Here is a 26,268-nt window from a genome sequence, read left to right as displayed (position 1 = left end):
CTTTCAGGCAACGGGACCTCAATCGGCGAGCGTCTATGCAAAAATGCGCATCAGTTTATTACAAATGTGAGCAACATTATTCCAATGGAGCGTTGGCAGTCTCACACGGTTATGATCTAGTCCGGTGAAAAGGTGCGGTGCTACAGGGAGGAAACCATGGATGCTGCCGACCAGAACCAGTACGAACTGAACGAAGATCAGCTTGCCATTCAGGATATGGCGCGAGCCTTCGCCAGTGATCGCGTTGCCCCGCATGCATTGCAATGGGACCGCGACAAGCATTTCCCCGTCGACGTATTGCAAGAGACCGGACCGCTCGGCATGGGCGGCATTTATGTGCGTGAAGATGTGGACGGCTCGGCGCTAAAGCGGCTCGACGCAGTGCTCATTTTTGAAGCACTGGCAACTGCATGCCCTTCATTCTCGGCTTTCGTCTCCATCCACAACATGGCCGCATGGATGATCGACACTTTCGGCAATGACGAACAGCGCCTGCGCTTTCTGCCAAAGCTCACGTCAATGGAATGGCTTGCCAGCTACTGCCTGACCGAGCCCGGATCGGGTTCGGATGCGGCGGCGCTCAGAACACGCGCTACACGCGATGGCGATCATTATATCCTCAATGGTTCCAAGCAGTTCATTTCCGGTGCAGGCGCCACGGATGTCTATGTGACGATGGTGCGTACCGGCGAGGACGGCCCCAAGGGGATTTCCACCATCGTTGTGCCAAAAGATGCACCCGGCCTTTCGTTTGGCGCAAATGAATTCAAGATGGGCTGGAACGCGCAACCGACAAGAACCGTCATTTTCGACAATTGTCGCGTCCCGGCTGAAAACCTTCTCGGTGAAGAAGGAACGGGTTTTCGCATAGCGATGGCCGGGCTTGACGGCGGTCGGCTCAATATTGCTGCCTGTTCGCTCGGCGGTGCACAATCGGCGCTCAACAAGTCACTGGAATATTGCAGCCAGCGCAAAGCCTTCGGTCAGACAATTGACCGTTTTCAAGCGTTGCAATTCCGCCTGGCGGACATGGAGACGGAACTCTCCGCGTCACGCCTTCTTCTTTACTCCGCTGCCAGCAAGCTTGATCGCAAAACCCACGATGCGGGCAAATGGTCGGCAATGGCCAAGCGCTTTGTCACTGACACGGGTTTCAATGTGGCGAACGAAGCGCTGCAGCTCTTCGGCGGCTACGGCTATCTGCATGAATACGGGATCGAAAAGCTTGTCCGCGATCTGCGCGTACACCAGATCCTCGAAGGTACGAACGAGATCATGCGTGTGATCATCGCACGCCAGATGATCGGACGCTAGTTCTGAATTAGTAACCGCCAAGGGAGGAATTTTTTATGGCCACAATAGCATTTATCGGCCTTGGCAATATGGGTGGCCCGATGGCCGCCAACCTCGTGAAAGCCGGTCACACCGTTCGCGGCTTCGACCTCCTGCCGCAACATCTCGATGAGGCAAAGGCCAATGGTCTCTCGATAGCCTCGAGCGCGCAGGATGCGGTTGCCGACGTTGACGTGGTGATCACCATGCTGCCCGCCGGAAAGCACGTTCTCTCCGTCTATAAGGACATTGCACCAAATGCTCGAAAAGACTCACTTTTCATCGACTGCTCGACAATCGATGTAGATTCAGCACGCAAGGCACATGAGCTGGCCGCAAGCCACGGACATCTTTCCATTGATGCGCCTGTTTCCGGTGGCACCGGTGGCGCTTCCGCAGGGACATTGACTTTCATGGCTGGCGGCAGCGACGACGCATTCACACGCGGAGAGCCGATCCTGCAGCCAATGGCTGGAAAGATCGTGCATTGCGGCGGTGACGGCGCAGGACAAGCGGCGAAAATCTGCAACAACATGATCCTCGGCATATCGATGATCGGTGTCAGCGAGGCCTTTGTTCTGGCTGAGAAACTGGGCCTGTCCCACCAAGCGCTCTTCGATGTGGCGTCAACATCATCGGGGCAATGCTGGTCACTGACAACCTACTGTCCGGTTCCGGGACCGGTTCCAACATCACCTGCAAACCGCGACTATAAACCCGGTTTTGCGGCAGCTTTGATGCTGAAAGACCTCAAGCTCTCGCAGGAAGCCGCGCAAAGCGCTGGCGCTGAAACACCGCTCGGTGCACATGCACAGGAACTTTACAGTCTTTTTGATGGTGAAGGCCATGGCGCGGAAGACTTCTCAGGCATCATCAATTACCTGCGCTCCAAATCAGGAGCAAAGTAAACAATTGCCCACGCAAAAAAATCGCATTGTTTAGATTTGCTTAAGTCTCTGATAACCGTACGGTAACGATGTTGGGCTAGAAAGGAGCACGAGACGGGTTCACCCGGCTCAACGCTCCGGATCTGGTACTGCGTACCGGAGCTCAGTATATCCCGCCAGTGTATTGTTCGGCGGAGATGCCATGCGTAATTGGCAAAACCGTGCACCTCTGGCAGCGCGGTTTTTGCCATTTCAGCCTACAAATAGTTGCCTGAAACTGGCCCGTTGCCCTTGATCACAAGGGAATGCACAATTACACGCCTTTGTTACAAAACATTTAGAGCTGTTCGATTGAAATCCGGACATAATCCTGTGAAATGCAGAGCGCTTCCAATGAAGCCTGCTACACAGGTGATTTTTATTCAGGGCAATGAATTTGACTGCACAACGACCAGCCACCGCTGTTTCCACTGCCGATAAGAAACTTGTCGGCCTGCCTTTGGCTGTAATTTTTGTGCTGTGCTATTTCGCGTTCCAAACCATTCTTGTCACCGTTGTTTCCAACGGCGCAGGCCTTGATGACGCCGAGCAGCTGGCCAATATCGGTTACCTGGACTGGGGGTATGGCGGATCACAACCCCCTCTCTATACCTGGATTACCAATCTGGTTGCATCGGTGCTGGGCACATCGATGCTCACACTCCAGATCGTGAAATTCAGCATTCTTGCAAGCCTGTTCCTAAGCGTTTACGGCGCTATGAGACTGCTCGGTTTTTCGCGAATCGTCGCGTCAGCCGGTATGCTTGGTCTGTTTCTCATCCCGCAAATCGGCTGGGAATCACAACGTGCCCTGACCCATTCAGTTGCAGGCACCGCCGGTTGTGGCTGGGCCTTCCTGGCCTTTGCCTGGCATATGCGCAGGCGCAGTGTCGTCTCTGCCGCCGTATTAGGCATCGCGATGGCTGCAGCTATCCTCGGCAAATTCAATGCCTCATTCTTCCTGATCATGCTGATCATGACAGGACTTCTCATTCCCGAATACCGCCGGATACTGCTCTCCAAGCTGAGTTTCGTTACGATTCTGGCATTCGCCATCTGCTTCGGACCAACTGCGCTCTGGATGTTCGCACACAAATCCAGCGTCATGGCGCGCGCGAGTAAGTTTGAAATCGGCGCTTCCGGCAATGTCTTCTTCGACCGGCTGATGGGCGTTGAAAGCTTGATTGAAGCAGCCTTTCTGTTCTCGATCCTTGCCCTGGCAATCGCGGGTATCATCGCACTCATTCACTGGCAGAAGAAAACCGCCCCCTCCGTTCCGCTGACCACCGGCGAGAAATTCCTGCGGCTCTTGATCCTAGTCGGACTGGTTATTGTTCTCGTTGGCGTTATCGCCACCGGCGCAAACAACGTGAAAGATCGCTGGCTGCAGCCCGTTCTGTTCCTCACTCCGGCACTGATGGCGAGCCTTTTTGCTCGTTACAGGACCGGAAACCGGGCCTTGATCGACTTCGCTGTCGTGAGCGCTGTCGTAGCTCTTATCGTCCCACCGGTGCTAAGCTATTACCTGACCTATGGCTCAAGCTCTCCGCCTTACGGTCAGCTCGATTATCGTCATTTCTACGAGGAAGTGCAGGCGAAAGGCCCGTTCAAGACGATCCTGACGGACAATGCACAGATACCGGGCAATTTCAGACTATTTGATTCGTCGTTGCGCGTGGTTCATCCCGAAACGCCTGATGCCAGAGCTCTTCTGACATCACCTGTACTCGTTATGTGGTTCGGTGGAGCTGAACCGAATGAACGCATTGCTGCTTTGTTGCAAAATGCGAACATCACAATACCTCATGACGGTATCTCTACCACCGAGATCGAATATAAAACCCGACCAGACAAGCACATAATCGTCAGCTATTTTCTGGTCCCATAAAGGAAAGGCCCGGGAAACCCGGGCCATTTATTCTCTTATTCTACTGTTTCCTGAACCGCATGAGCTGTGCCTTTTACGTCGCGGCCAACGCCGCGAACAGTATTTGCACAGGACGCAAGCGTGAATGCGCAGAGAACGATAGCAACTGGGACAAGTCGGGTCAGCTTCATGACAGTCTCTCCAATGGGATGTGCAATCCTCCCCCTTCAGGGGTAGGGCATAGAGTTCCAAGTCTATTCAAACCAGTTATGCCTCCCGCCACATACGAAGCCCCTGCCCGGCATCTGGCGGTGAAGCCGATTCACTCGGCTGTCACAAAAGAAATCTAGCGCAGCGTTTTTCGCTGGCAAGAGAATGCATTAGTTCCCATCCCAATAAACTGTGATCTGTCATCAGCTGGAACGAAAAGTCTCAAACCGGCCGGAACGGCGATAACCTTCGAAAACATTCCGCAGATGGTCAGCAACGACCTGAATGTGCGGCCCGGCTTCCGGCTTCACAATTATACCCAGCTGATAACGTCCCAGAGCGGGCAAACCATGTTCCGGCCCCAGAGCGACAATTCCATCGCTCAATAGCGTTTTACCAAATGGTGCAATGGCAAGATCAGCCATGATCGCAGCCCGCTGTCCTGTCGAATGCGAGCTCATATAGGCAATGCGGTAAGGACGGCCGCTAGTCTCAAGCGCCTCAAGCGCATTGCCGCGCCAGGCACATCCTTCTTCCCAAATCGAAAGAGGCAGAGGCTCCCGACGATAAGCCGTACCACACTTGGCACCCGCCCAGACGAGTTCCTCATCCAGCAGAACTTCCACATCGCCTTTGTTTAGTATCGTATGGGACATGTTGATCAGCGTAACATCGAGCCGCCGCTCATCGAGCCGCTTGCGCAGATTGCTACTCTGGTCGATCACGACATCCACTGTTACGCCCGGATGGCTTTCGGCAAAACGCTTCAAGACAAGCGGCAATACGCATTCGCCGATATCATCCGGTGACCCAAGCCGAACCACTCCGGTCACTGTGGGCGCAACAAATTTCGAGACTGCCTCTCGATTGAGAGCCAGAAGACGACGCGCATATCCGAGCAGAATCTCGCCATCGCTGGTCAGCGTAACCGAGCGTGCGTCCCGATCGAAAACTGCAACACCAATCTGCTCCTCTAACTTCTTGATCTGCATCGAAACGGCAGAGGGCGTGCGGAACACCGCGTTCGCAGCAGAGGAGAAACTTCCCGTATCGGCAATTGCCACAAATGTGCGCAGCACATCGATATCGAGCATCGGAAGGGGATGTTGAACGGGCGCTGTCATGACGGACTCCGTTTTTCCGCTCTTTGTTCAAATTTTCTGATCTTAAGCCTTTCTATATTTCGTTTGATTGAACGTCAAGCAGAATGCACATTGAGGACACGAACAAGCAGAGCTGCAGCGAGCGTATCAACCGAACTTCCTGAATGAGGAGAGAGAAAATGACCGTTCAATGCCAATCCGCTCCCAACGGCCGGGCATCAGTCTTGCGCTTTACATCAACGTCATCCGTTGCGAACGCACAGTCATGGTTTCTGGCATTTTACTCCGAAGTGCAAAAACGGATCGAAGCCTGGTCGTACGAACGTCGGGTGAAGCGCAGCCGTCGTGTGCTGGAATCGCTACCTGAACACATACTGCACGATATCGGCTGGCCAAACGTGGATGATCGTCTGCCGGGCATCGCCAAAAACACAGCAGAGTTCAAGCGTGGACAGTAAAGCCAATTGAGGGCGATCATGCGATCCGCCCTCAATTTCCCGACATTAAAATACCTTTTCGCGGCAGGCATTTAGCCGCACTTTGCAACCTACCCGTTCTGTGTCTCAATAGAACACTATCTTGTTTGCGCCATCGCCCTCCCCCTGTGAAACCGGGCCAACGCAGCAAGGTTGCCGGTCTGAAAGCGACCGGAGAAAACCGGGCCCAAAAGACCCGGAGTCGTGACGGAGACACAAGGCTTCAACTGCGTCGGGAACCGCAGCCAGAGCCTTTCGAAAATGGGAACGATCGGGCATGATCCAAGCTTCATCGGTTAAGCGGTCTATTGTCTTTTTCCTGGTTCCAAACTTTTCGATGATTGCATTCGCAACGGCCATTGAGCCATTGCGCATTGCAAATCGGATGCTGGGTTATGACGCCTATAGATGGCGACTGACATCGGTTGATGGAAAACCGGTGACCGCATCCAACGGTGTGGAATGCGCCGTCAATGCATCGTTGGAAGACGAGCGACGTTTCCTGCAGCGCGAGCAGCGCCCCTCGATGGTATTCGTCTGCTCCGGCGTCTACGTGGAAGAATTCAGAAACAAGTCGGTCTTTGCATGGCTGCGTGAGGAATATAATCGCGGCGTGGCAGTCGGTGGACTTTGCACCGGCGCCCATATACTGGCCGCGGCCGGGCTTCTATCTGGCAAACGCTGTGCCATTCACTGGGAAAATCTCCCTGGTTTCTCGGAAGCCTTTCCCAAGGCCGAGGTCTATGCCGATCTGTTCGAGGTCGATGGCAACCTTTACACCTGCGCGGGCGGAACCGCCTCTCTCGATATGATGCTGAAGCTGATTGGAGATGATTTCGACGCCAATCTGGTCAACAAGATCTGTGAACAGGCACTGACCGACCGTGTCCGCAGCCCACAGGACCGCCAGCGCCTACCGCTGCGGGCCCGTCTCGGCATTCAGAACTCCAAGGTATTGACCATCATCGAGATGATGGAAGCCAATCTTTCAGAGCCGCAGGCATTGATCAATGTAGCCCACACGATTGGTCTTTCGCGGCGTCAGGTGGAGCGTCTTTTCCGACAGGAGATGGGCCGGTCTCCGGCACGTTATTATCTGGAAATTCGACTCGATCGCGCACGGCATCTATTGTTGCAGTCGTCCATGCCTGTGGTCGAGGTCGCAGTCGCCTGTGGCTTTGTTTCGGCGTCGCATTTCTCCAAATGCTATCGGGAATTATACGGACGCTCGCCACAACAGGAACGGGCAGAGCGCAAAATGCTCATCGCCGCTTAAGCACGACACTAAAGAAAGATAGAGCTGCATCTTGAATGGAGCAGCTCCACTACTGTCAGCTTTCAGAATAAAATCAAAACCATACAGGCTTTTCCGGAATCAGTTCTACAGATCGAACCATCTGTGGATGCAGGATTGTTGGATATGTCGCGAACAGGACAGCCGATGCTCAACCTTCCGGGATTTCCAGAAGCTGCGATGCAGTCGTCTGACGCTGCGAATATGTCGTATAAAGGCAAATGTCGCGACCGGGCAACGACTATGGTTTTGTCAAATACCAACGAGAGCGGTTTCAGGTAATACGGAGTCGTTGGAACCGCTCTATCCATCTTTTTCACGCATTATCCGACGCAAAACCGCTACGCACTTTTGCTGGAAATGCTCTAGGGACGCATAAAATGGCAGAGTTTCCTAAGAAGGCAAAAGTTGTGATCGTCGGGCTTGGCGGTATCGTCGGCGCCTCGGTGGCACACCATCTGATCGAGCGCGGCTGGGACGATATCGTCGGCATCGACAAATCGGGTATCCCGACCGACATCGGCTCTACTGCCCATGCATCGGACTTCTGCTATGCGACCAGCCATGACTTCCTGTCGTGCTGGACAACGCTCTACTCCATCGATTTCTATGAAAAGATGGGGCATTACGCCCGTGTCGGTGGCATCGAGGTAGCGCGCGTCGGTGACGATGCCCGCATGGACGAAATCAAGCGCAAGGTCGCATCGGGTAAAGCTTTCGGCACTCGTGCTCGCCTGATGGAACCGTCAGAGATCAAGGAAAAATTCCCGCTCATCGAGGAAAGCCTTGTTCAAGGCGGCCTGTGGGACCCCGATGCCGGTCTGGTCATTCCGCGCTCGCAGACCGTCGCCGGCAAGCTGATTGATCAGGCTGAAGCTGCAGGCAAGCTACAAAGCTTCGCCAACACACCGGCCCAGTCGCTAATCGTCGAAAACGGACGCATCAAGGGTGTCGTCACGCATCGCGGCACCATCGAAGCTGAGTATGTCATCATCTGCGCTGGCCTTTGGGGACGTCTGATTGCCGAAATGGTTGGTGAAGACCTGCCAGTCATGCCAATTGACCATCCGCTGACATTCTTCGGTCCCTATAACGAGTTTGAAGGCACCGGCAAGGAAATCGGCTGGCCGCTCATGCGCGATCAGGGTAACTCCGCCTATATGCGCGACACCGGCGATCCGAAAACTGCCGAAGGCGGCCAGATCGAATGGGGTTATTACGAAGAAAAGAACCCGCGCTTGTGCCATCCGCGTGACCTTCTGGAAAAGCATGAAGCACGTCTCTCGCCATCACAACGCGATCTTGAGATGGACCAGATTCTCGAACCGCTCGAGCGCGCCATTGAGCTGACGCCCATTCTGGGCGAGCTTGGCTATAATGAAAGCCACTCCTTCAACGGCTTCCTGCAGGTCACGACTGATGGCGGCCCATCCATGGGCGAAAGCCAGAAGGTGCGCGGCCTATGGTATGCAGTTGCCATCTGGGTCAAGGACGGTCCCGGCATGGGTAAGCTCATTGCCGACTGGATGACCGACGGTCGCACGTCCATTGATCATCACGCCGTCGACTATTCCCGTTTCTACCCGCATCAGATGACCGAGCAGTTCATCTGGGATCGCTGCACGGAAACGGCGATGAAGGTGTACAATCCGGCGGTTCATCCGCGTGAACCCTTCTCCAAGGGCCGCAATATCCGCCGCTCGCCATTCTATGAACGCGAAGTCGAACTCGGTGGCCATTTCATGGAGCTTGGCGGCTGGGAACGCGCGCACGGCTATGCCGCCAATGAACACCTTCTCGAAAAATATGGTGATCGCGTACCGGTGCGCGAAAACGAATGGGATAACCGCCACTTCTGGCGCGTCTCCAATGCCGAACACCTCGAACTGACCGAAAATTGCGGTATCATCAATCTCTCGCACTTCGCCATGTACGACATTGAAGGCCCCGACCATGTCGAGCTGATGGAGTGGCTCTGTGCAGCTAAAATCGGCGGCGACACCAATATCGGCAAGGGCATCTATACCCACTTCCTCGACGACGAAGGCATGGTGCGGGCCGACTTCACGGCAATCCGCATGGCAGACCGCATCCGTATGATCAATGGCGCCGATGCCGGGCCTCGCGACTTCCACTATATGCGCCGCGTGGCCGAAGATAAGGGCTTTGACGTTACGATCACCGATGTGACGGAAAAATACGTCACCATCGGCATCTGGGGTCCGAATGCGCGCGAGAACCTGAAGAAGGTCGTTGAGAGCCCTGAAGGTCTGGATGCGGAAAACTTCCCCTTCGCTGCCATCAAGCCAATCCGGATTGCGGGCAAGGATGTTACCGCGTTCCGCATTTCCTATGTCGGTGAACAGGGTTGGGAATTGCATATGCGTTACGAAGACGGCCTTGCCGTCTGGGATGCGCTTCGCTCCACCGGCGTGATTGCGGTAGGCGTCGAGACCTATGCCAACACGCGTCGCATGGAAAAGAGCTTACGCCTGCAGAATGCCGATCTGCTGACCGAGTATAACCTTCTCGAAGCCGATCTTGCTCGCCCGAAGGTCAAGGAGGCGGATTTCCGCGGCAAGGCAAAGCATGTGGAATATCGCGCCCGCGAGCATCAGCCTGCCATGCTCTGCACGCTGGCCATAACCGACAATGTCGATTCGAAAGGTGTGGCCAGGTATCCTGTCGGCATCATGCCAGTACAGGATTTGGATACCGGAGAAACACTCATCGACGAACTTGGCCGCCGGTCTTTCACGACCTCAGTCGCCTATGGTCCAGCCATTGGCAAAAACATCGCGCTTGCTTACCTGCCATGGGCCTATTGTCAGGAAGGTCGCAAGTTGAATGTGGAATATTTCGGTGAGACTTATCCGGTTGAAGTGCTTTCGATAGGTTACAAGCCTCTCTACGATCCGGAAAACCTCAAGCCTCGCAGCTGACCGAGACACTTTCCATACAAAAAAGCCGAGGCAACACCTCGGCTTTTCACATTCCGCAATGGGAAAACTATTTCAACGTGGCCTTGCCACCACTGATCGTGATCGTTTCATCGCCGGTCAACGCTTCGCGGTCCCCGTTCGGGAACGTTACGAAGCAGCCCGAGGCGCAAAATTCAACAGTTTCACCGGGCGCGACAATCATTTCGCGCTTGGAAGCGCCTTCCGTAACGACAATCGTCTGAGGGCCGCTATCATTATTGGAAATCTGCGCGGCATAGGCGCTGCCAGTTGAAACTGCAAAACCGATTGCTGCACCAAGAACAAGCTTCCCCAAGCTGTTGGCCTGATTTCTGTTCATACCGTCCCGACCTTTCCATCGCTCCCGCCGCGATATGTCCGATGTCGCAAGAGCCCTATTGCCCCTGTCATCCCCTTTATAGGCGGACAAAACTGAACTGCAACTGAACGAAACGTTCATCAAGCCCGGTCGTCGGCATCCTCGTCGACTTCCGGCTTCTCTGCCACGGCCTTTTTCTTCTTGGCTGATGATGACGGCTCTTTCTCCTTCTGCATCAAATCGGAAAGTTTTTCGATTTCAGGCACACTGAGCACCAGATCAGTCCTAGTAGACGACAGATGTAATCCTTCCTCATGGAAGCGCTCGACAATCTGGAATCGCAACTCATTCTTGATACCACCCGTCGCTGTGATATCGGCCACATAAGCGTAGATATCAAAAATCATCAGTGAATCGTTCATGTTCTGAAACGAAACAAACGGCTCAGGGTTCTTCAAGATCGACGGATGGCCACGAACAATTTCGAGAAGCAGCGCGTGGACCCGGCGTGGCTCCTCCGTATAAGAGGCCTGCACATTGATATCGATGCGCCCGAGCTTGTTGCGATGCGTCCAGTTGCCGACGTTACCGTTGATAAGCGTCGAATTCGGCACGATGATCGATTGCTTCTGGAAAGTTTCCACTTCCGTCGCGCGCACGCTGATCTTCTTGACGATACCGCTGACCGTGCCGGCTTCTACCCAGTCGCCGACCTTGAACGGACGTTCGGCGAGCAGAATGAGACCAGAAACAAAATTCTGGACGATATTCTGGAGACCAAAACCGATACCGAGAGACAAACCACCGGCGATAAGGGCCAGGTTCGACATATTGAACCCGGCTGCCGATACACCGACCAGAGCGGCAAGACAAAGGCCAACATAGCCTATGACTGTGCGGATTGAATTACGTACACCAGAATCGACCCGCCCGCGCGCCATAACGCTGTTGTCGAGCCAGTTCTGGAACCAGCGCGTCAGAAGATAGCCGATCACGAACAGCAGCACGCCGGTCAATAGTCCCATGAGCGAGATCGAAATATTGCCGATCTGGAAGCCGGTCATCAACTGATAGAAGGTGCTTTTAAGTTCGGCCCACTGGAAGCCGAGCTGCATCAAAACGAGCGGAATGCCGATCAAGGCAACGACGAGATTGATCAATATGCCCGCCACAAGGCCAAGCTGATCAAGGGTTGCGTCGTCGAAATGAAAACGCTCTCGCATTGCCTTGCCAATCTGGCTGGATGCGAAAGCCTGCTCTTCGGAAATTGCACGCCCAGTCAGGAAGCCCATATACATCGTAACCAGAAATGCGCCCGTCACCACGATCTGCTGCGATATGAAGCGCGCCATGCCGATATAGCCAAACAGCGCGGTCAGAATGGGTAAAAGCCCCAATATGATCAGGAATGTTCTGAATGCGCGCGGCCATGAGCGGACAGCGCCATCCTTTTCGCGCTCAACCGGTTTCAGAAACGCAATCGCCAGAATCAGAACGCCGACCATCACCGTGGCAAGCAGGCTTTTCGCCATCGTCAGCGACAGAGGCGATGACAAAATCTGGTTGACCTTTCCGAAGAAAGAATCAAGCCCGCTTGTCAGCGCCGTGGCAGTTATCAGAAACCCCAGCACGCGTCCTGGACGTGGTGCGACCGGAACCAGTCGCCACTGCGGCATATCCGAGCTGATACAGGCAGACGCCAGTCTATGAATGAAGAAAACGAGCCCAAGAACGAGAAAAAGCGACTGAATCAGAGCGGCAATATCTGTTCTCAAAACGTTGAAATAGTTCATTAAAAAGTAAGTCGTCGCCAGAAAAACGCCCACGGCTGCGGACGGTATAACTGTAGACCAGAAAGCCACTGAGAGGCGACTTAGATAGGAGGGCGATTCGATCGTTGGATCGCGTTGATAGAGCGTTCCGAGGACGCGCCTTGCACCCAGCTGGATGACCAGCGCCGCCGCAAACGCAAAAAACGCGGCAGCGAGAAATGACTTGAGCTTGAACGTACTTACAAAACGCCACCACGACTGAACGATGCGCCAGAGTGAAACCATCTGGTTACTGGCAGCCGAAGCAACCTCTGTACCCAGCGTCGTATCGAGATTCACGCGTTGTGAAAGTGTGCGTGCAAAAAGGTCTCGGCGCATGTCGCCGATCTTTGCGGACATCTGATTGACGGAAAGCGATGTGTCCTCCGTCTCACCGACAATGGCATTGATCTCGGCCTTTTCGGCGGTCAGTCGCGCGCGTTCTTCGCTGACGATTGCCGGTTCTGGCGGCTGATCGCCAGAGGGTGCGGGGCCAAGCTGTTCCAGCCGCGTATTGATTTCAGTCAGACGCGGACGGAATGAAACGCCAGCATCCAGAAGCTTCTTTGAAAGAGAGTCCAGCTGGAGCTTGAGATTGGCCAGCGTTTCATCATTCGAAGTGGCCTTGGGAAGCTGATCACTGATCCGTTTCGTCTGTTGCTTCAGATCGTTGATGACAGGCTTTTGTTGCTGAACAACGCTGGAAACAGGCGCTGGTGCCTGTTGCTGATCGGTGGCAGCGGGCGCTTGCTGGGCTGAGTCGTTTTGCGGAGCGGCAGCGGGCGCGGTTTGTGCCGCCGGCGGAGTCGAGGGCTTGTTATCCTGCGCAAAGGCAGGCGCAATGCCACCCGGCGACAGAACGCCGATCAGAAGAGAAAATGCAAGAACACGAAACGTCGATGAATATGCCAATTCAATTCTGCCGTTAAACAAGACATGGTTTCAACATAAAGCGCCCTAAAACGGATGCAAGGCGTAGGCCGTCTACAAGATTTCACGGTGCGCAGGAAGCGGACCCATAACGTATAAGACGAGCCTTGATGCCAGTATTTCCTTGTTCGTGCGAACACAAATGATTAATGAGGATTCGCAATGAGTGTGAAAAGCTGGCTCAACTCCACGGATAGACTCTAAAGAAAGTCTTGGCGATTTGATGAAGGGCATGAAAAACACGGAACAGCACAAGCGGCATGGTTTCATGCTGTTCGTTACGTGCGTTCTGTCGTTTACGGCTTTTCTGTTTGCCGTGGATTTTTCAACGCCGGACGAAGATGTTGCCCGTGGTCACTCCGGCGGCATCGTGGCAAGACAGGTCGAAGGCACTCCGACAACCCCTGTTCGCCAGCAATCCACCCCCTCGCCGCAGCCCATGCGGGCGATCTTGATCGAAGCGATCGCAGCCAAGATCAAAGCTGTTTACCTTGATGGCACCGGAGCAGCGCTGCCCGTGGCGGCAGTGGCTTTTGCTCTTCCAAAGTCGGCAGCAGCCAAAGCGGCGCTGAATTCCCAGCGCCTCGCAGTTTTGCAGAGATATTTTGGCTCTGCCCGTGCGCCTCCTAAAAGCGCATAATATGCCATCCTCGAAGATTGGCTTTAACCAATCCTGACACCATTACAAACGATGCCCGCACCGCTGCTTGATGAGTGGCAATTGGGGCGTACCAACCGGAACCTTAATCCATGCGTACTTCCAAATGGGTGGTTGTGCTTTATAGCCTGATCGTTGCGATCGGCGTTATCATTGCCTTGCCCAACTTTTTCACCCAAAAGCAACTTGAGGCGATGCCGTCCTGGTTCCCAAAGCGTCAGGTTACACTCGGCCTCGACTTGCGCGGCGGCTCGTATCTCGTGCTCGAAGTCGATGCAGCGAGCCTGAAGAAAGACCGTTTGCGCTCTCTGCTTGACGATGCCCGCAGCAAGCTGCGTGCCGAACGCATCCAGCCGCAGTCGATCCGTGCTGTCGGCGATGCGGTCGTTGTGACCATCCCTGATGCGGACCAGCGTTCCAAGGCGGAAACTGCACTTCGCACCTTGATTTCGCAGGTCAATACCAGCGGTTTCGGCACGGCGATCAACGACATAGATGTTGCCTCGAACGACAATCAGGTACGCCTGACCCTCACCGAGGCAGGTTTCAACTATCGTCTTGATGCCGCTCTTCAGCAGAGCCTTGAAATCATCCGTCAGCGCGTCGACCAGGTCGGCGTTGCAGAACCGTCCATCCAGCGCGTAGGCTCGGACCGTATCGTCGTTCAGCTTCCCGGTCTTCAAGACCCGGCGCAGCTTCGCCAGCTTCTCGGAAGCACGGCGAAAATGAGCTTCCATATGGTCGCCGATGCCAATCCGAACGACGCGCCGCCTCCGGGCGTGACCATCATGCCGGATTCCAAGGATCCGAACATCAAGTATCCGATCGAGGATCAGATCGCCCTTTCCGGCGAGCGTCTCACCGATGCGCGTGCAGGTTTCGACCAGCGCACCAACGAGCCGATCGTGTCTTTCCGTTTCGATAGCCTCGGTGCACGCCAGTTCGCGGACATTACGACGAAAAACGTCAATCGTCCGTTCGCAATCGTGCTCGATGGCAAGGTGCTAAGCGCCCCGGTCATCCGTGAACCGATCACCGGCGGCTCGGGCCAGATTTCCGGCAGCTTTACGGTTCAGGACACAGTTGTTCTTTCGGCACTCCTGCGCGCTGGCGCCCTGCCCGCTCCGCTGACCGTTATCGAAGAACGCACAGTCGGTCCCGATCTTGGCGGCGATGCCATCAAGATGGGTCTGATTACAGGTATCGTGGGCTTCGTACTCGTCGCGGTCTTCATCCAGCTCCTTTATGGCGTCTGGGGCACGATTGCCAACGTGGCGCTGTTGCTCCACACCTTGCTCACCTTCTCTGCCTTGAGCCTCATTGGCGCAACGCTGACATTGCCCGGTATCGCCGGTATCATTCTCGGTATTGGTATCGCGGTTGACGCCAATATTCTCATCAATGAACGTATCCGCGAAGAAACGCGACGCGGCCTCGGGGCCATGGCCGCGCTGGACAAGGGCTTCCATAGCGCCTTCTCCACCATTGTGGATGCGAATGTTACATCCCTGATCTCGACCTTGCTGTTGTTCACCTTCGGCACAGGCCCGGTTCGCGGCTTTGCGATCACCATGATGCTCGGTATCGCGATCTCCATGTTCACTGATGTGACGTTGGTACGCATGGTCATGGCGTGGTACGTTCGCAAGCGTAAGCTGAAGGTGCTCGTCATCGAGCCGTTCCTGAAATTCGTCCCCGAAAAGACGAATATCAGCTTCATGAATGCGCGCTTCATCGGCATTGGCGTCTCGATTGTGCTGTCTATTCTGTCCATTGGTCTGTTCTTCAAACCGGGACTGAATTACGGCATTGACTTCAAGGGCGGCATTCAGGCGGAAATCGTCACGTCACAGCCAGCCGATCTGGCGCAACTTCGCGCCAAGCTAGGCGCACTGGGTCTTGGCGAAGTAGCGCTTCAGTCAGCCGGTAGCCCGAATGATGTCCTGATCCGCGTCCAGCGTCAGGAAGGTGGCGAGGAAGCGCAGACCGTTGCTGTCAACAAGATGCGCGAAGCCGTGACCGAGCTTGATCCTGGTGTGAAAATCGAGCGGACAGAAGTCGTTGGCCCGAAAGTCTCCGGTGAACTGGCCCGTTCAGGCTTCATCGCCGTCATCCTGTCGGCACTCGGCATGCTCATCTATCTCTGGTGGCGCTTCGAGTGGTTCTTTGCGATGGGCGCAATCATCACGCTTATCCTCGACACCACGAAGATGGTCGGCTTCTTCGCGCTGTTCCAGCTCGATTTTAACCTGACAGCCATTGCAGCGCTTCTGACCGCTATCGGTTACTCGGTAAACGATAAGGTCGTGGTTTATGACCGCATGCGTGAAAACATGCGTCTTTATAAATCAAAGCCGCTACGCGAGATTGTCGATATGAGTATCAATCAGGTGCTCGTCCGCTGTGTTTACACATCGATGACGACGTTCCTGTGTATGCTCCCGATGGCAATCTGGGGCGGTAGCGCGGTTCATAATTTTGCCGTGCCGATGCTGTTCGGTATCTTTATCGCTACATCGTCGTCGATCTTCATCGCCGCTCCGATCCTGCTTCTGCTCGGCAACTGGTGGCAGCACCGCAAGGAAGCCCATCAGGCAATTGAAGACAGCGCCGCAGCGCAGAAATAACCCGCTTGCCGGGCAAGGCTCAAGCTTTGCCCGGCTCCCACTTACATAATTGAAAAACCAGAGGGGGAAGGCACCTGATGCCCCATGACACGCCTTTGATAGCGACAATCGTCATCGGGTTATGCCTGGCCTTCATCTTCGGTGCGATAGCCACCCGCCTGAAAATCTCCCCCCTCGTCGGCTATCTTCTGGCCGGTGTCATTGCTGGCCCGCACACGCCCGGATTCGTCGCTGATCAGGATCTGATTCTGCAGCTAGCCGAAATTGGCGTCATCCTGCTGATGTTCGGCGTCGGCCTGCACTTTTCCCTCAAAGATCTTCTTTCCGTCAAAGCCATAGCAGTACCCGGCGCGCTCGCGCAGATTGCAGCAGCCGCAGCCCTCGGCACGGGCCTTGGGCTCGCCCTTGGTTGGGATGTACAGGCAGGTCTGGTTTTTGGCCTCGCACTTTCGACCGCCAGTACCGTCGTCCTGTTGCGCGCCATGCAAGAGCGCCGCCTGATCGACACCGAACGTGGACGCATCGCAGTAGGCTGGCTGATCGTCGAAGACCTTGCCATGGTCATGGCACTGGTGTTGCTTCCGGCAGTCGCCAGTGTAACCGGCCGTGCAGAAGGCTCAGCAGCGAGTGATCCTATCGTTTCATGGCTTGGCCTCGGCATTGGCGGCATCATCCTTCTCACCATTGCCAAGGTTGTTCTGTTTGTCGCCCTGATGCTCATAGTCGGGCGTAAGGTCATACCGTGGCTTCTGAACGTCGTGGCTCAGACCGGCTCTCGCGAACTGTTTCGTCTTGGTGTGCTCGCGATTGCGCTGGGCGTCGCTTTCGGCGCAGCCCATCTGTTTGGCGTTTCCTTCGCATTGGGCGCATTCTTCGCCGGCATGGTGATGAGCGAATCCGAACTCAGCCATCGAGCCGCGGAGGAGTCCCTCCCCTTGCGCGACGCTTTCGCGGTGCTGTTCTTCATCTCTGTCGGCATGTTGTTCGACCCGATGAGTCTTCTTCGCGATCCGCTGCCCCTGCTCGGAACGCTCGCCATCATTCTGATCGGTAAATCGGTCGCAGCATTCTTCATCGTGCGCGCCTTCCGTCGCCCTGTCAGCACAGCGCTCACCATTTCGGCGAGCCTTGCGCAGATTGGTGAGTTCTCCTTCATTCTTGCGGGATTGGGCGTCAGCCTAAATCTCCTCCCGCCAGCCGGACGCGACCTCATTCTCGCAGGCGCAATCCTCTCGATTTTCCTCAACCCGGTCATGTTCATTGTCGCGGAACGGATGCGACCATGGATCGAAAAGCGAAGCAAAGGCGAAACGTCAGCCGGTGATAACACCAGTGCCGAACTCAATATTTCTGAGCCCGAGCCATTGCCGCAGACTTTGCTGACCGCACACACGATTATCGTTGGTTACGGCCAGATCGGCGAAAGGATCGCAGCAGGATTGCAGGCAGAGACGCCTTTTCTCGTCATTGAGGATTCGTCGAAAGTCAGCGCCTCGCTCAAGGATAAAGGCATCCAGGTTATTACAGGGAACGCCTCGGATTCAGATATACTGAAGGCGGCCAATCCGGTAACGGCTCGAAACCTGGTTATTGCAATACCCAACGCTTTCGAGGCTGGGCGGGTGACGGCATTGGCCAGAGCCGCCAATCCGGAAATCAGCATCGTCGTGCGGGCCTGTTCAAAGGCAGAAGCACAATATTTGCATGATCTTGGCGCAGATTTCGTCATTCTGGGAGAAAAAGAAATCGCAGCAGCCATGGCAAAGGCAATCGGAACTGAGATCAAGAGGAAAAATACCGAAACCGTTTCAGAGGAAAGCGAATTTCAGGCCGACGCATTAGGGATAATATCGGGAGATGGGTCGACCGATATCATGGGCAAAAAAGGGGATGATATGAAGCATGAAGGCATGGTGACCGGTTGATGAAAGCAAAGGATTACATCTGGCCGGTCGTGGGCATTTGCGCAGTCGGTATTTCGGCTTGGCTTCTCTATCGCGAACTTCGCAGCATTTCGCTCGATGATGTTCTGGACAGTCTTTACGCCATCCGCGCCCATCATTGGGCGCTCGCGGCGGCTTCAGCACTTCTGGCCTACAGTTCGCTTGCTGGTTATGATCGCATCGCGCTGCTGCACCTCAGACGCAAGATTTCCTGGCTGTTTATCGCGCTTTGCTCCTTCACCACCTACGCGCTGTCGCACAATATTGGCGCTTCAGTCGTCTCCGGTGCCGTGGTGCGCTACAGGGCCTATTCCTCTCAAGGCATGCCCGGCAGCGAGATCGCCGTCCTCATCGCTTTCTGTTCATTCACATTCATTCTTGGTGTTGTCATTACTTCCAGCGTCGTTCTCCTGCTGGAGCCGCATATTCTCATGCGCTTCAACGAGGAACTGACACCAACCGTCTCCATCGTCATTGCGCTTTTGATGCTGGCATTCGTACTGCTTTATGTCTTCGGTAGCTGGCTGCGCCTGCGTCCGCTTCAGATCGGCAGTTTCCGTCTGGAATATCCGCGGCTGTCGGTTGTAGTGCAGCAGCTCATCGTCGCACCGCTGGAGCTGATCGGTGCCGCTGGTATCATTTATTTTGCCTTGCCAGAGGCCGGCAATCCCGGTTTCCTCATTATTCTTGGCATCTTCCTGGTCTCATTCTCTGCAGCTCTGATATCGCACGCTCCGGGCGGCCTTGGTGTTCTGGAACTCGTTTTCCTGACTGGCTTGCCGGATATGAATCAGGCCGACGTTCTGGCTGCGCTGATCGTCTTCCGTCTGCTCTACCTGCTTATCCCGTTCGCGATGTCGCTTGTGGTCGTGCTGGTCTTCGAGAAATCCCAGTTTCTCCTGCGCTGGAACGATAAACAGAGAAAATAGAAGCAGACAACGACGGAGCATATTTTTCACAAAACCCGCCATAATTTGAATTTGTTTTCCTTAAAATGGCGGTCATGGCCGCCTATCTTGGAACCAGTTTCGCAAGCAGAACAAATTGCGAAATTGAACGCCCTCCCAAGGCTTTATCCAAGAGGAAAAACGCATGCCTGCGACATTGATCATCCCCGGCTACAAGGGATCGGAAGCAGGCCACTGGCAGCGCCAATGGTTGCATGACGATCCGTCAGCATTGCTCGTCGAACAGGACGACTGGCACTATCCGGTGCTATCCGACTGGATGCACGCACTCGAAGCCAAACTCGCCGAAAATCCGGGCGCCGTTCTGGTCGCCCATAGTCTCGGCTGCGCACTGGTCGCACATCTGGCCAGCCGACCGTCAGCAGCACATGTGGCGGGCGCCCTTCTCGTTGCACCTGCCGACGCGGAAACTATGGCCCGCAAGGATAGCCGTTTCCAGAGCTTTGCCCCGCTGCCGCGCCATGAGCTGGGCTTCCCTTCCATCGTCGTGGCAAGCCGCAACGATGAATATATGAGCTTTGCCAAAGTTGAAGCCCTTTCGCACGTTTGGGGATCGGGATTTGTCGATCTCGGCCAGGCCGGCCATATCAACGTAGCAAGTGGTTTCAGTCGCTGGCCGGAAGGGATTATCCTTGCATCCTCTCTTCACAGAGAACCGGTAGCCAACACGCTTTCCCAAGCAGCGTGACCGTGAGAGCGGTTCCAGTCAAAATGGAACCGCTCCAGCTCTTTTGTATTTAAGCACCTTGCCTGCGTTCAAGCAGAACCTTCAAGACAAGTGTCAGAAGAGCGATCAAAGCGAGCGTCGAAGCCGCAGCGAATGCACCAGCGACATTATAGTCATTGAACAGTAGTTCCACCTGAAGCGGCAGCGTATTGGTCTTGCCTCGGATTGCACCCGAAACGACCGACGTTGCCCCAAACTCTCCCATCACGCGCGCATTGCAAAGCACCGCACCATAGAGCAAAGCCCATTTGATATTGGGCAAGGTGACATAGAAGAAGGTTTGCCAGGCATTGGCGCCAAGCGTCAGAGCCGCTTCTTCTTCATCGCTCCCCTGCACTTCCATCAGCGGAATCAGTTCACGCGCCACGAAAGGTGAAGTGACGAAGAGACTGACAAGGAAGATCGCCGGAACCGTAAACATCACCTTGATGTCATAAGTTTCCAGCAATGGCCCCAGCAAACCTTGCGATCCATACAGGAAGAGGTAGGTCACACCGGCCACGATGGGCGAGACCGAAAACGGTATCTCAACGAAAGTGATCAGCAACCGCCGTCCTGGAAAACGGAACTTGGTCACAAGCCATGCGACACAGACACCGAAGGCCATGTTGATCGGCACCACGACGATTGCTGTGAGAATGGTCAGCCAGACCGCATGCAACGTATCAGGCTTCAATATTTCACCGAAGAAGACATCGGCGCCCTTGCTGAATGCGTAGGAGAAGATAATGGCCAGAGGCGCTCCAATGCAGACCACCGACAAGCCAGCCGCCAGCCAGATCAACAGATTGCGCACCGATCCGGAATTTCGTGCCTGCAGGCTTGCGCTAGCGTTCTGCATAACGAAGCTGCCTTGCTTGAATGAGATTGGTCACAAGAAGCATCACGAAAGCCGTAACGAGCATCACGAATGCAAGTGCAGCGGCTGCGGGATAGTCATACTCGTCGAGTCGGATGAAAACGAGCAACGACGTCACTTCGGTTTCAAAGGGGAGATTGCCAGAGATGAAGACAATCGAACCAAACTCACCTAGGCTGCGGGCAAAGGACAGCGACGAGCCTGCAAGGAAAGCTGGAAAGATGGTCGGCCAGATAATGTGTGAGAATGTCTGCCAGGAGCTGGCCCCAAGGCTGCGGGCAGCTTCTTCCACATCAGCACTCATATCTTCAAGCACCGGCTGAACCGTGCGGATAACGAACGGGATGCTGGTGAAAAACATCGCGATCATGATGCCGAGCGGCGCATAAGCAACCTTTATCCCGATCGGTTCAAGGAACCGTCCGAACCAGCCATTTTGGGCAAATAGCGTCACCAATGCCAGACCGGCTATGGCAGTCGGCAGCGCGAAAGGAAGATCGACGGCGGCATCGATCAGACGTTTGCCGGGAAATTCATATCGCGTCAGTACCCAAGCCAGCAGAAGACCGAACAAGCCGTTAAAAACGGTGGCCACTGCGGCTGCGCTCAAGGTGATCTTATAGGTCGCTAGCGCCCGATCTGAAGTCACAATTCTCCAGAAGTCACTCCAGCCAAGACTTGCCGTTTTCAGAATCATGGCCAGCAGTGGCAAGGCCACGATAACAGCCAGATAAAGCAAAGTGCAGCCGAGGGTCAGTCCAAACCCCGGCAGCACAGAATTACGTTTCATGCTTAGAAGCGCCACTGGATTTTTCCAAAAAGCAAGGCGATCCCGTTAGGGATCGCCAGTTGGCTCTGTTTACTTGCCAGTGAAGAGCTGATCGAGCACTCCGCCTTCGGCGAAATGTTCCTTCTGCACCTTCTCCCAGCCACCGAAAGCATCTTCAACCGTCACGAGACGCACATCAGGATAGATGTCCTTGTGCTTTGCAATGACATCCTTGTCGTGCACACGGTTGAAGTTCTGAGCCAGAATTTCCTGACCTTCCGGCGAATAGAGATAGTTCAGATAGGCTTCCGCTATCTTGCGCGATCCACGCTTGTCTACCACCTTGTCGACGACCGTAACGGGAAACTCCGCCAGCAGGCTGACTTCTGGGACAACGACATCATACTTGTCCGGTCCGAGAACTTTCTCAGTCCCGCGTGTTTCAGCTTCAAACGTCACCAGCACATCGCCAATGCCACGTTCGGCAAAAGTCGTCGTTGCTCCACGTCCGCCTGTATCGAAGACGGGAACATTCTTGAAAATCTTCCCGATGAACTCGTGTACCTTCGCCTGATCACCCTTGAACGCCTCGTTCGCATAGGCCGTCGCAGCAAGATAGGTATAGCGCGCATTGCCTGAAGTCTTCGGGTTCGGGAAGATCACCTTCACGTCGTCACGCGCCAGATCGTCCCAATTCTTGATGTTCTTCGGATTGCCCTCACGAACGAGGAATGCAGGGAGCGAATAGTAAGGCGAGGAGTTGTTCGGAAGCCGCTTCTGCCAGTCCGCCGGAATCAGATTACCCTTGTCATGGAGGACCTGAACGTCGGTCACCTGATTGAAGGTCACCACATCCGCCTCAAGCCCTTCCAGAATCGAACGCGCCTGCTTGGAGGAGCCAGCATGGGATTGATTGACGGTTAGATCCTCGCCGGTCTTGGTCTTCCAGTCAGCGATGAAGGCTTTATTGACCTGTTCGTAGAGTTCCCGCGCAATGTCATAGGAAACATTGAGTATTTCCTTCGGCTCCTGTGCCTGAACCGGCGCAGAGCCGAGACCGAGGGCTACCGCCGCATATAGAATAATTTTTCTCATTAGACCCATCCCCACCACGCTGTTTGCAAAAAGCGCTCTAAACTGGATTGTTTTCAGAAAACAAATCTAACGAGAGAAGAGACAAAATCAATCTAAATCATTGATTTAAATATATAAACTACTTTCAGAGTCATTCATGGAACCTGCGCCCAAACCACATGCTGGCATGAGAAAATAATTCTCATCAGGAGCGAAACCATAAAATGAAATGCAAAAAGGCAGGAGACCTCCCTCTCCTGCCTTCAAAACTTTCTTAGACTCTGGACTTACCAGAAACCGCGATGCTGCCAGCACCAGAGAAAATTATGCTCGCCACGCTCCAGCCGACTACGGCGGCGGGCTGCAATCTCTTCCGCATTCAACTTCATCTCGCTCCAAGGCCGCTCCAGAAGGGCCGGAACACGCAAAACCGTATTCTTCATTTTCGTAGCGAGCTGTTGAACGGTTCGCTTCATGCCTGGCCTCCTCATTGCCTTACGCTCAAATATCATCGCGTTTTCGCCGCAACAATGAACGATAGGTTAATTTTGAAGGCTTCTCGGTTTTTGTCAATAACCTACTTATTTTATCGGAGTTAACTGCGTGAAATAATTTGCGAGCCAGACCAAACAACCCGCAAATTCATTCCTGTTAAACCTCATAGTCGGATGAGGGGACAATGCGTACCTTGCCGATATGACGACCATTCATCGACTCGATCTTGAACTCCAGGCCATCGGCAACGAAACTTTCTCCACCCAAAGGCAGGTGTCCGAGATGCCAGAGAACATAGCCGGCAAGGGTAGTATAACGGTCACCGTCATCCAGAAGGTCGCGTTCCAGAAGGCCGCTTAACCGGCGAATATCGGTAAAGCCGTCTACAAGATAACCACCCTGCCCGTCCGACTGCGCGACAGCCGCCTCTTCGTCTTCATCCGGGAACTCACCAGCAATGGCTTCCAGAACGTCGGTCGGCGTCACGACACCTTCGAAAGAGCCATGCTCATCGACGACGACTGCGATCTGGACAGGTGAATTACGCAACTGCTCCATAACGCGCAGCACGTTTGCATTTTCATGCACCACAAGCGGCTGTTTTACGATCTTGTCCCAGTCGACAGGCTTCTTGTCACCAATATCGAGCAAAAGGTCCCGGACCAACGCCACGCCGATGAACTCGTCCACCTGACGGCGCGCAACGATGACGCGAGAATGTGACAGCTCACGAATGGCCGCATCAAGTTCCGCTTCGTCTTCATCGAGGTCAAGCCACTCGATCTCGTTGCGCGGCGACATGATAGAACGCACAGGTCGATCAGCCAGATCAAGAACGCCGCGGATCATCTCCTTTTCTTCCGGCAGGAAGACATCACTGGCCGCTGTCTGCTGAGCAATCACGTCAACCGTGTCGGAAAGCGGGTTTTCGCCGCGACTGCCACCGAGTAGACGCAGGACGGCACCCGCAGTGCGCTCTCGCAGATCGTTGGTCGTGACCAGCTTTTCGCGATTGTGTCGCGACATCTGGTTGGCCGCTTCGATCAACACCGAGAAGCCGATCGCCGCATAAAGATATCCCTTTGGAATATGGAAGCCGAAACCTTCCACGACCAGACTGAAACCGATCATCATCAGGAAGCCAAGACACAGGATGACAACGGTGGGGTGTTTGTTGACAAAATCCATCAGCGGCTTGGAAGCAAGCATCATTACGCCGATGGCGATAATGACAGCAATCATCATGACCGGCAGATGCTGAACCATGCCCACAGCCGTGATGACACTATCCAGCGAGAACACGGCATCAAGCACGACAATCTGAACGATCACCTGCCAGAACACAGCATGCACGACCTTGGAACTCTTAGGCCCATGATCACCCTCCAGCCGCTCATGTAGCTCCATCGTGCCCTTGGCGAGGAGAAACAGACCACCAATTAGCATGATGATGTCTCGGCCCGAGAACGACATCCCCATCAGCGAAACCAATGGCTCACGGAGGGTGACGATCCAGGAAATCGACGCCAGCAGCACCAAACGCATCAAAAGAGCCAGAGTAAGGCCGATAAGTCGCGCGCGATTACGTTGGTGCGGGGGCAGTTTGTCGGCCAGAATGGCAATAAAGACGAGATTGTCGATACCGAGAACGATCTCGAGCACCACCAATGTCACCAAACCTATCCAGGCATTGGGGTCGGCAATCCAGTCCATGGACCAGTCCATGATATGTCGGCTCCTTTAAAGATCAGCAGAAATGGAAGTTGAGAAATTCGTCGCAACAGCTTTGTGACCGGGCTGCATTTGTGCAGTCCAGTCTCTTCCGGGCGAAGGCTATCGGGAATTGTTCAATGCGCTGGAAGCCCGAATACCCCTCCGGGGAATTCGGACTTCGAGAAGACGAATCGTCAGAACTGTCGTCGGGCATAAAGCGCGATGAACCTTATATGAGGTGTCGCGAGGCCTAAATCCTCAGCCACACCGGTTGCCACATGGAACATATGGTCTGTTATTATGCAGACCGAAGCCTGTAGCACAAGAGGTCGATTATTCGGCGGGAGAGACCTGAACGCGGCGCTTACGCTCCCGACGTGGACGAGCTTTGAAAAAGCGCACACCGATAACCGTCGCAATGATGGTGACGATAGTGATTCCGATCACGAACCAGAACATGTGATCGCCATCCATTCTGGCGAAAACGCCTGCTCCACGACCTGCCAGCCAGCCCGGAAGGAACATCAGCGGAGCCCATACAAGCGCGGAGAGGACATTGGCTGTTTGGAAGCGCGTCTGATCCATAGACATCATACCGGCAACCATCGGCACGGTACAGCGCACAGGGCCGAAGAAACGACCAAGGAACACTGCAGAAAAACCATAGCGACGGAAGAGAAGGCGCGCACGCGCCACACCGCTGCGGTGTTTGTTGAGCGGCCACTTATGAATAATATTGCGGCCCAGCCACCAGCCCAGGAAATAGGAGATGATATCGCCAATCACTGCGCCGATAATCGCACCGATTATAACGGGAATGGGTTCGATGATTCCGGCACCCACGAGGCCGCCAATAGCGATCATGATCGGCGTAGCTGGAATGAACATTCCTATAATGGCGAGAGATTCGCCGAAGGCGATAACGCCCACGATAGGCCCAGCCCATGCCCGATGATCGGAAATAAACTGTCCGAGATCGCCTATTATACTTTCCATTCCGTCCTCAAATGTCGCGAACCGGATTTTGAAACGATATGAGCCGTTTCTGTTTTCTTCGGCAAGGGCAACCCGGTGCATAAAGCGCCTTGCTCTGACAAATTTTAGGGGCGGCGCCGGTGTCCGTGACGTCAGAACCACTACCAACCGATCAAGTCTTTTATATGCCGTAGTTTCTCAGACAAGCATCAATAATTGATGACATGGCTGC

At 54.5% G+C, this 26,268-nt stretch carries 21 protein-coding genes; 11 read left to right on the top strand and 10 right to left on the bottom strand.

The annotated features are described in order from the left end of the window. The first annotated feature begins 156 nt into the window (after positions 1–156). The 3 genes from AAE521_RS12430 (at position 157) to AAE521_RS12420 (ending at position 4,146) form a co-directional block, all read left to right on the top strand. Positions 157–1,314: an isobutyryl-CoA dehydrogenase gene (locus AAE521_RS12430; protein ID WP_342061446.1), complete on the top strand. Its 1,158-nt coding sequence runs from the start codon at positions 157–159 to the stop codon at positions 1,312–1,314. Between the two features lie 35 nt (positions 1,315–1,349). Next, on the top strand, positions 1,350–2,240 hold the full coding sequence (gene mmsB, locus AAE521_RS12425; protein WP_010659832.1) for a 3-hydroxyisobutyrate dehydrogenase: 891 nt from the start codon (positions 1,350–1,352) through the stop codon (positions 2,238–2,240). A 409-nt stretch (positions 2,241–2,649) separates the two neighbouring features. Then, positions 2,650–4,146, top strand: coding sequence for an ArnT family glycosyltransferase (locus tag AAE521_RS12420; protein ID WP_071630090.1), 1,497 nt, complete (start codon positions 2,650–2,652; stop codon positions 4,144–4,146). Between the two features lie 35 nt (positions 4,147–4,181). Here AAE521_RS12420 and AAE521_RS12415 read toward each other — a convergent pair whose 3' ends face one another. Both AAE521_RS12415 and AAE521_RS12410 read right to left on the bottom strand, forming a co-directional pair. Continuing rightward, complete coding sequence (locus AAE521_RS12415) at positions 4,182–4,316, bottom strand: entericidin A/B family lipoprotein (RefSeq protein ID WP_012091850.1); 135 nt, start codon at positions 4,314–4,316, stop codon at positions 4,182–4,184. A 222-nt stretch (positions 4,317–4,538) separates the two neighbouring features. Then, positions 4,539–5,459, bottom strand: coding sequence for a LysR family transcriptional regulator (locus tag AAE521_RS12410; protein WP_012091849.1), 921 nt, complete (start codon positions 5,457–5,459; stop codon positions 4,539–4,541). A 158-nt stretch (positions 5,460–5,617) separates the two neighbouring features. Here AAE521_RS12410 and AAE521_RS12405 point away from each other — a divergent pair, with 158 nt between their 5' ends. The 3 genes from AAE521_RS12405 to AAE521_RS12395 all read left to right on the top strand — a co-directional run bounded on the left by AAE521_RS12405 (position 5,618) and on the right by AAE521_RS12395 (position 10,150). After that, on the top strand, positions 5,618–5,896 hold the full coding sequence (locus AAE521_RS12405) for a DUF1127 domain-containing protein (protein ID WP_071630089.1): 279 nt from the start codon (positions 5,618–5,620) through the stop codon (positions 5,894–5,896). A gap of 295 nt (positions 5,897–6,191) precedes the next feature. Next, positions 6,192–7,190, top strand: coding sequence for a GlxA family transcriptional regulator (locus tag AAE521_RS12400; protein WP_012091847.1), 999 nt, complete (start codon positions 6,192–6,194; stop codon positions 7,188–7,190). A 398-nt stretch (positions 7,191–7,588) separates the two neighbouring features. Further along, entirely contained in the window at positions 7,589–10,150 is a 2,562-nt protein-coding gene (locus AAE521_RS12395) for a GcvT family protein (protein WP_071630088.1), read from the top strand. A 67-nt stretch (positions 10,151–10,217) separates the two neighbouring features. On the opposite strand, the gene AAE521_RS12390 is transcribed toward AAE521_RS12395, so the two are convergent. Together AAE521_RS12390 and AAE521_RS12385 are read right to left on the bottom strand one after the other, a co-directional pair. After that, positions 10,218–10,508 (bottom strand): hypothetical protein, encoded by a 291-nt coding sequence (locus tag AAE521_RS12390; protein WP_012091845.1) that lies wholly within the window; start codon positions 10,506–10,508, stop codon positions 10,218–10,220. Between the two features lie 119 nt (positions 10,509–10,627). Next, the gene (locus AAE521_RS12385; RefSeq protein WP_143132671.1) at positions 10,628–13,210 is read right to left on the bottom strand and encodes a mechanosensitive ion channel family protein; all 2,583 of its coding nucleotides are present in this window, start codon (positions 13,208–13,210) and stop codon (positions 10,628–10,630) included. Between the two features lie 241 nt (positions 13,211–13,451). Here AAE521_RS12385 and AAE521_RS12380 point away from each other — a divergent pair, with 241 nt between their 5' ends. The 5 genes from AAE521_RS12380 (at position 13,452) to AAE521_RS12360 (ending at position 20,112) form a co-directional block, all read left to right on the top strand. Next, complete coding sequence (locus tag AAE521_RS12380; protein WP_342061445.1) at positions 13,452–13,868, top strand: hypothetical protein; 417 nt, start codon at positions 13,452–13,454, stop codon at positions 13,866–13,868. Between the two features lie 110 nt (positions 13,869–13,978). Continuing rightward, positions 13,979–16,513 (top strand): protein translocase subunit SecD, encoded by a 2,535-nt coding sequence (gene secD, locus AAE521_RS12375; RefSeq protein ID WP_012091842.1) that lies wholly within the window; start codon positions 13,979–13,981, stop codon positions 16,511–16,513. A 77-nt stretch (positions 16,514–16,590) separates the two neighbouring features. Beyond that, positions 16,591–18,438, top strand: a complete 1,848-nt coding sequence (gene ybaL, locus AAE521_RS12370; protein ID WP_071630084.1) for a YbaL family putative K(+) efflux transporter — start codon at positions 16,591–16,593, stop codon at positions 18,436–18,438. After that, positions 18,438–19,385, top strand: a complete 948-nt coding sequence (locus AAE521_RS12365) for a lysylphosphatidylglycerol synthase domain-containing protein (protein WP_012091840.1) — start codon at positions 18,438–18,440, stop codon at positions 19,383–19,385. Before ybaL ends, AAE521_RS12365 begins: the two co-directional genes overlap by 1 nt. Positions 19,386–19,548: 163 nt before the next feature. Beyond that, positions 19,549–20,112 carry an alpha/beta hydrolase gene (locus AAE521_RS12360; protein WP_071630083.1) on the top strand — a complete coding sequence of 188 codons (564 nt, stop codon included), beginning with the start codon at positions 19,549–19,551 and terminating at the stop codon, positions 20,110–20,112. A 49-nt stretch (positions 20,113–20,161) separates the two neighbouring features. Here the strand turns inward: AAE521_RS12360 and cysW are convergent, their stop codons facing one another. The 6 genes from cysW to AAE521_RS12330 form a co-directional block, all read right to left on the bottom strand. Beyond that, positions 20,162–20,992 carry a sulfate ABC transporter permease subunit CysW gene (gene cysW / locus AAE521_RS12355; RefSeq protein ID WP_071630082.1) on the bottom strand — a complete coding sequence of 277 codons (831 nt, stop codon included), beginning with the start codon at positions 20,990–20,992 and terminating at the stop codon, positions 20,162–20,164. Beyond that, a complete protein-coding gene (cysT, locus tag AAE521_RS12350; protein WP_071630081.1) occupies positions 20,979–21,800 on the bottom strand; it encodes a sulfate ABC transporter permease subunit CysT in 822 nt (273 codons plus the stop codon). Before cysT ends, cysW begins: the two co-directional genes overlap by 14 nt. Positions 21,801–21,869: 69 nt before the next feature. Further along, positions 21,870–22,874, bottom strand: coding sequence for a sulfate ABC transporter substrate-binding protein (locus AAE521_RS12345; protein WP_071630080.1), 1,005 nt, complete (start codon positions 22,872–22,874; stop codon positions 21,870–21,872). A 266-nt stretch (positions 22,875–23,140) separates the two neighbouring features. Then, positions 23,141–23,329 (bottom strand): hypothetical protein, encoded by a 189-nt coding sequence (locus AAE521_RS12340; RefSeq protein WP_071630079.1) that lies wholly within the window; start codon positions 23,327–23,329, stop codon positions 23,141–23,143. A 175-nt stretch (positions 23,330–23,504) separates the two neighbouring features. Continuing rightward, positions 23,505–25,073: a TerC family protein gene (locus AAE521_RS12335; protein WP_071630078.1), complete on the bottom strand. Its 1,569-nt coding sequence runs from the start codon at positions 25,071–25,073 to the stop codon at positions 23,505–23,507. 321 nt (positions 25,074–25,394) lie between these two features. Next, the gene (locus tag AAE521_RS12330) at positions 25,395–26,057 is read right to left on the bottom strand and encodes a DedA family protein (RefSeq protein WP_010659812.1); all 663 of its coding nucleotides are present in this window, start codon (positions 26,055–26,057) and stop codon (positions 25,395–25,397) included. Between the last annotated feature and the right edge of the window lie 211 nt (positions 26,058–26,268).

The sequence above is a fragment of the Brucella cytisi genome (genome assembly GCF_038433355.1).
GTDB classification, from domain to species: Bacteria; Pseudomonadota; Alphaproteobacteria; order Rhizobiales; family Rhizobiaceae; genus Brucella; species Brucella cytisi.
The sequence above is the reverse complement of the archived record's forward strand: the minus strand, read 5'-3'. Positions and strand labels throughout refer to the sequence as shown.

What these genes read in the sequence shown, in the direction of transcription:
- AAE521_RS12430 (WP_342061446.1), top strand. Translation starts at nt 157, where the DNA reads ATGGATGCTGCCGACCAGAACCAGTACGAACTGAACGAAGATCAGCTT.
- mmsB (WP_010659832.1), top strand. Translation starts at nt 1,350, where the DNA reads ATGGCCACAATAGCATTTATCGGCCTTGGCAATATGGGTGGCCCGATG.
- AAE521_RS12420 (WP_071630090.1), top strand. Translation starts at nt 2,650, where the DNA reads ATGAATTTGACTGCACAACGACCAGCCACCGCTGTTTCCACTGCCGAT.
- AAE521_RS12415 (WP_012091850.1), bottom strand. Translation starts at nt 4,316, where the DNA reads ATGAAGCTGACCCGACTTGTCCCAGTTGCTATCGTTCTCTGCGCATTC.
- AAE521_RS12410 (WP_012091849.1), bottom strand. Translation starts at nt 5,459, where the DNA reads ATGACAGCGCCCGTTCAACATCCCCTTCCGATGCTCGATATCGATGTG.
- AAE521_RS12405 (WP_071630089.1), top strand. Translation starts at nt 5,618, where the DNA reads ATGACCGTTCAATGCCAATCCGCTCCCAACGGCCGGGCATCAGTCTTG.
- AAE521_RS12400 (WP_012091847.1), top strand. Translation starts at nt 6,192, where the DNA reads ATGATCCAAGCTTCATCGGTTAAGCGGTCTATTGTCTTTTTCCTGGTT.
- AAE521_RS12395 (WP_071630088.1), top strand. Translation starts at nt 7,589, where the DNA reads ATGGCAGAGTTTCCTAAGAAGGCAAAAGTTGTGATCGTCGGGCTTGGC.
- AAE521_RS12390 (WP_012091845.1), bottom strand. Translation starts at nt 10,508, where the DNA reads ATGAACAGAAATCAGGCCAACAGCTTGGGGAAGCTTGTTCTTGGTGCA.
- AAE521_RS12380 (WP_342061445.1), top strand. Translation starts at nt 13,452, where the DNA reads ATGAAGGGCATGAAAAACACGGAACAGCACAAGCGGCATGGTTTCATG.
- secD (WP_012091842.1), top strand. Translation starts at nt 13,979, where the DNA reads ATGCGTACTTCCAAATGGGTGGTTGTGCTTTATAGCCTGATCGTTGCG.
- ybaL (WP_071630084.1), top strand. Translation starts at nt 16,591, where the DNA reads ATGCCCCATGACACGCCTTTGATAGCGACAATCGTCATCGGGTTATGC.
- AAE521_RS12365 (WP_012091840.1), top strand. Translation starts at nt 18,438, where the DNA reads ATGAAAGCAAAGGATTACATCTGGCCGGTCGTGGGCATTTGCGCAGTC.
- AAE521_RS12360 (WP_071630083.1), top strand. Translation starts at nt 19,549, where the DNA reads ATGCCTGCGACATTGATCATCCCCGGCTACAAGGGATCGGAAGCAGGC.
- cysW (WP_071630082.1), bottom strand. Translation starts at nt 20,992, where the DNA reads ATGCAGAACGCTAGCGCAAGCCTGCAGGCACGAAATTCCGGATCGGTG.
- cysT (WP_071630081.1), bottom strand. Translation starts at nt 21,800, where the DNA reads ATGAAACGTAATTCTGTGCTGCCGGGGTTTGGACTGACCCTCGGCTGC.
- AAE521_RS12345 (WP_071630080.1), bottom strand. Translation starts at nt 22,874, where the DNA reads ATGAGAAAAATTATTCTATATGCGGCGGTAGCCCTCGGTCTCGGCTCT.
- AAE521_RS12340 (WP_071630079.1), bottom strand. Translation starts at nt 23,329, where the DNA reads ATGAAGCGAACCGTTCAACAGCTCGCTACGAAAATGAAGAATACGGTT.
- AAE521_RS12335 (WP_071630078.1), bottom strand. Translation starts at nt 25,073, where the DNA reads ATGGACTGGTCCATGGACTGGATTGCCGACCCCAATGCCTGGATAGGT.
- AAE521_RS12330 (WP_010659812.1), bottom strand. Translation starts at nt 26,057, where the DNA reads ATGGAAAGTATAATAGGCGATCTCGGACAGTTTATTTCCGATCATCGG.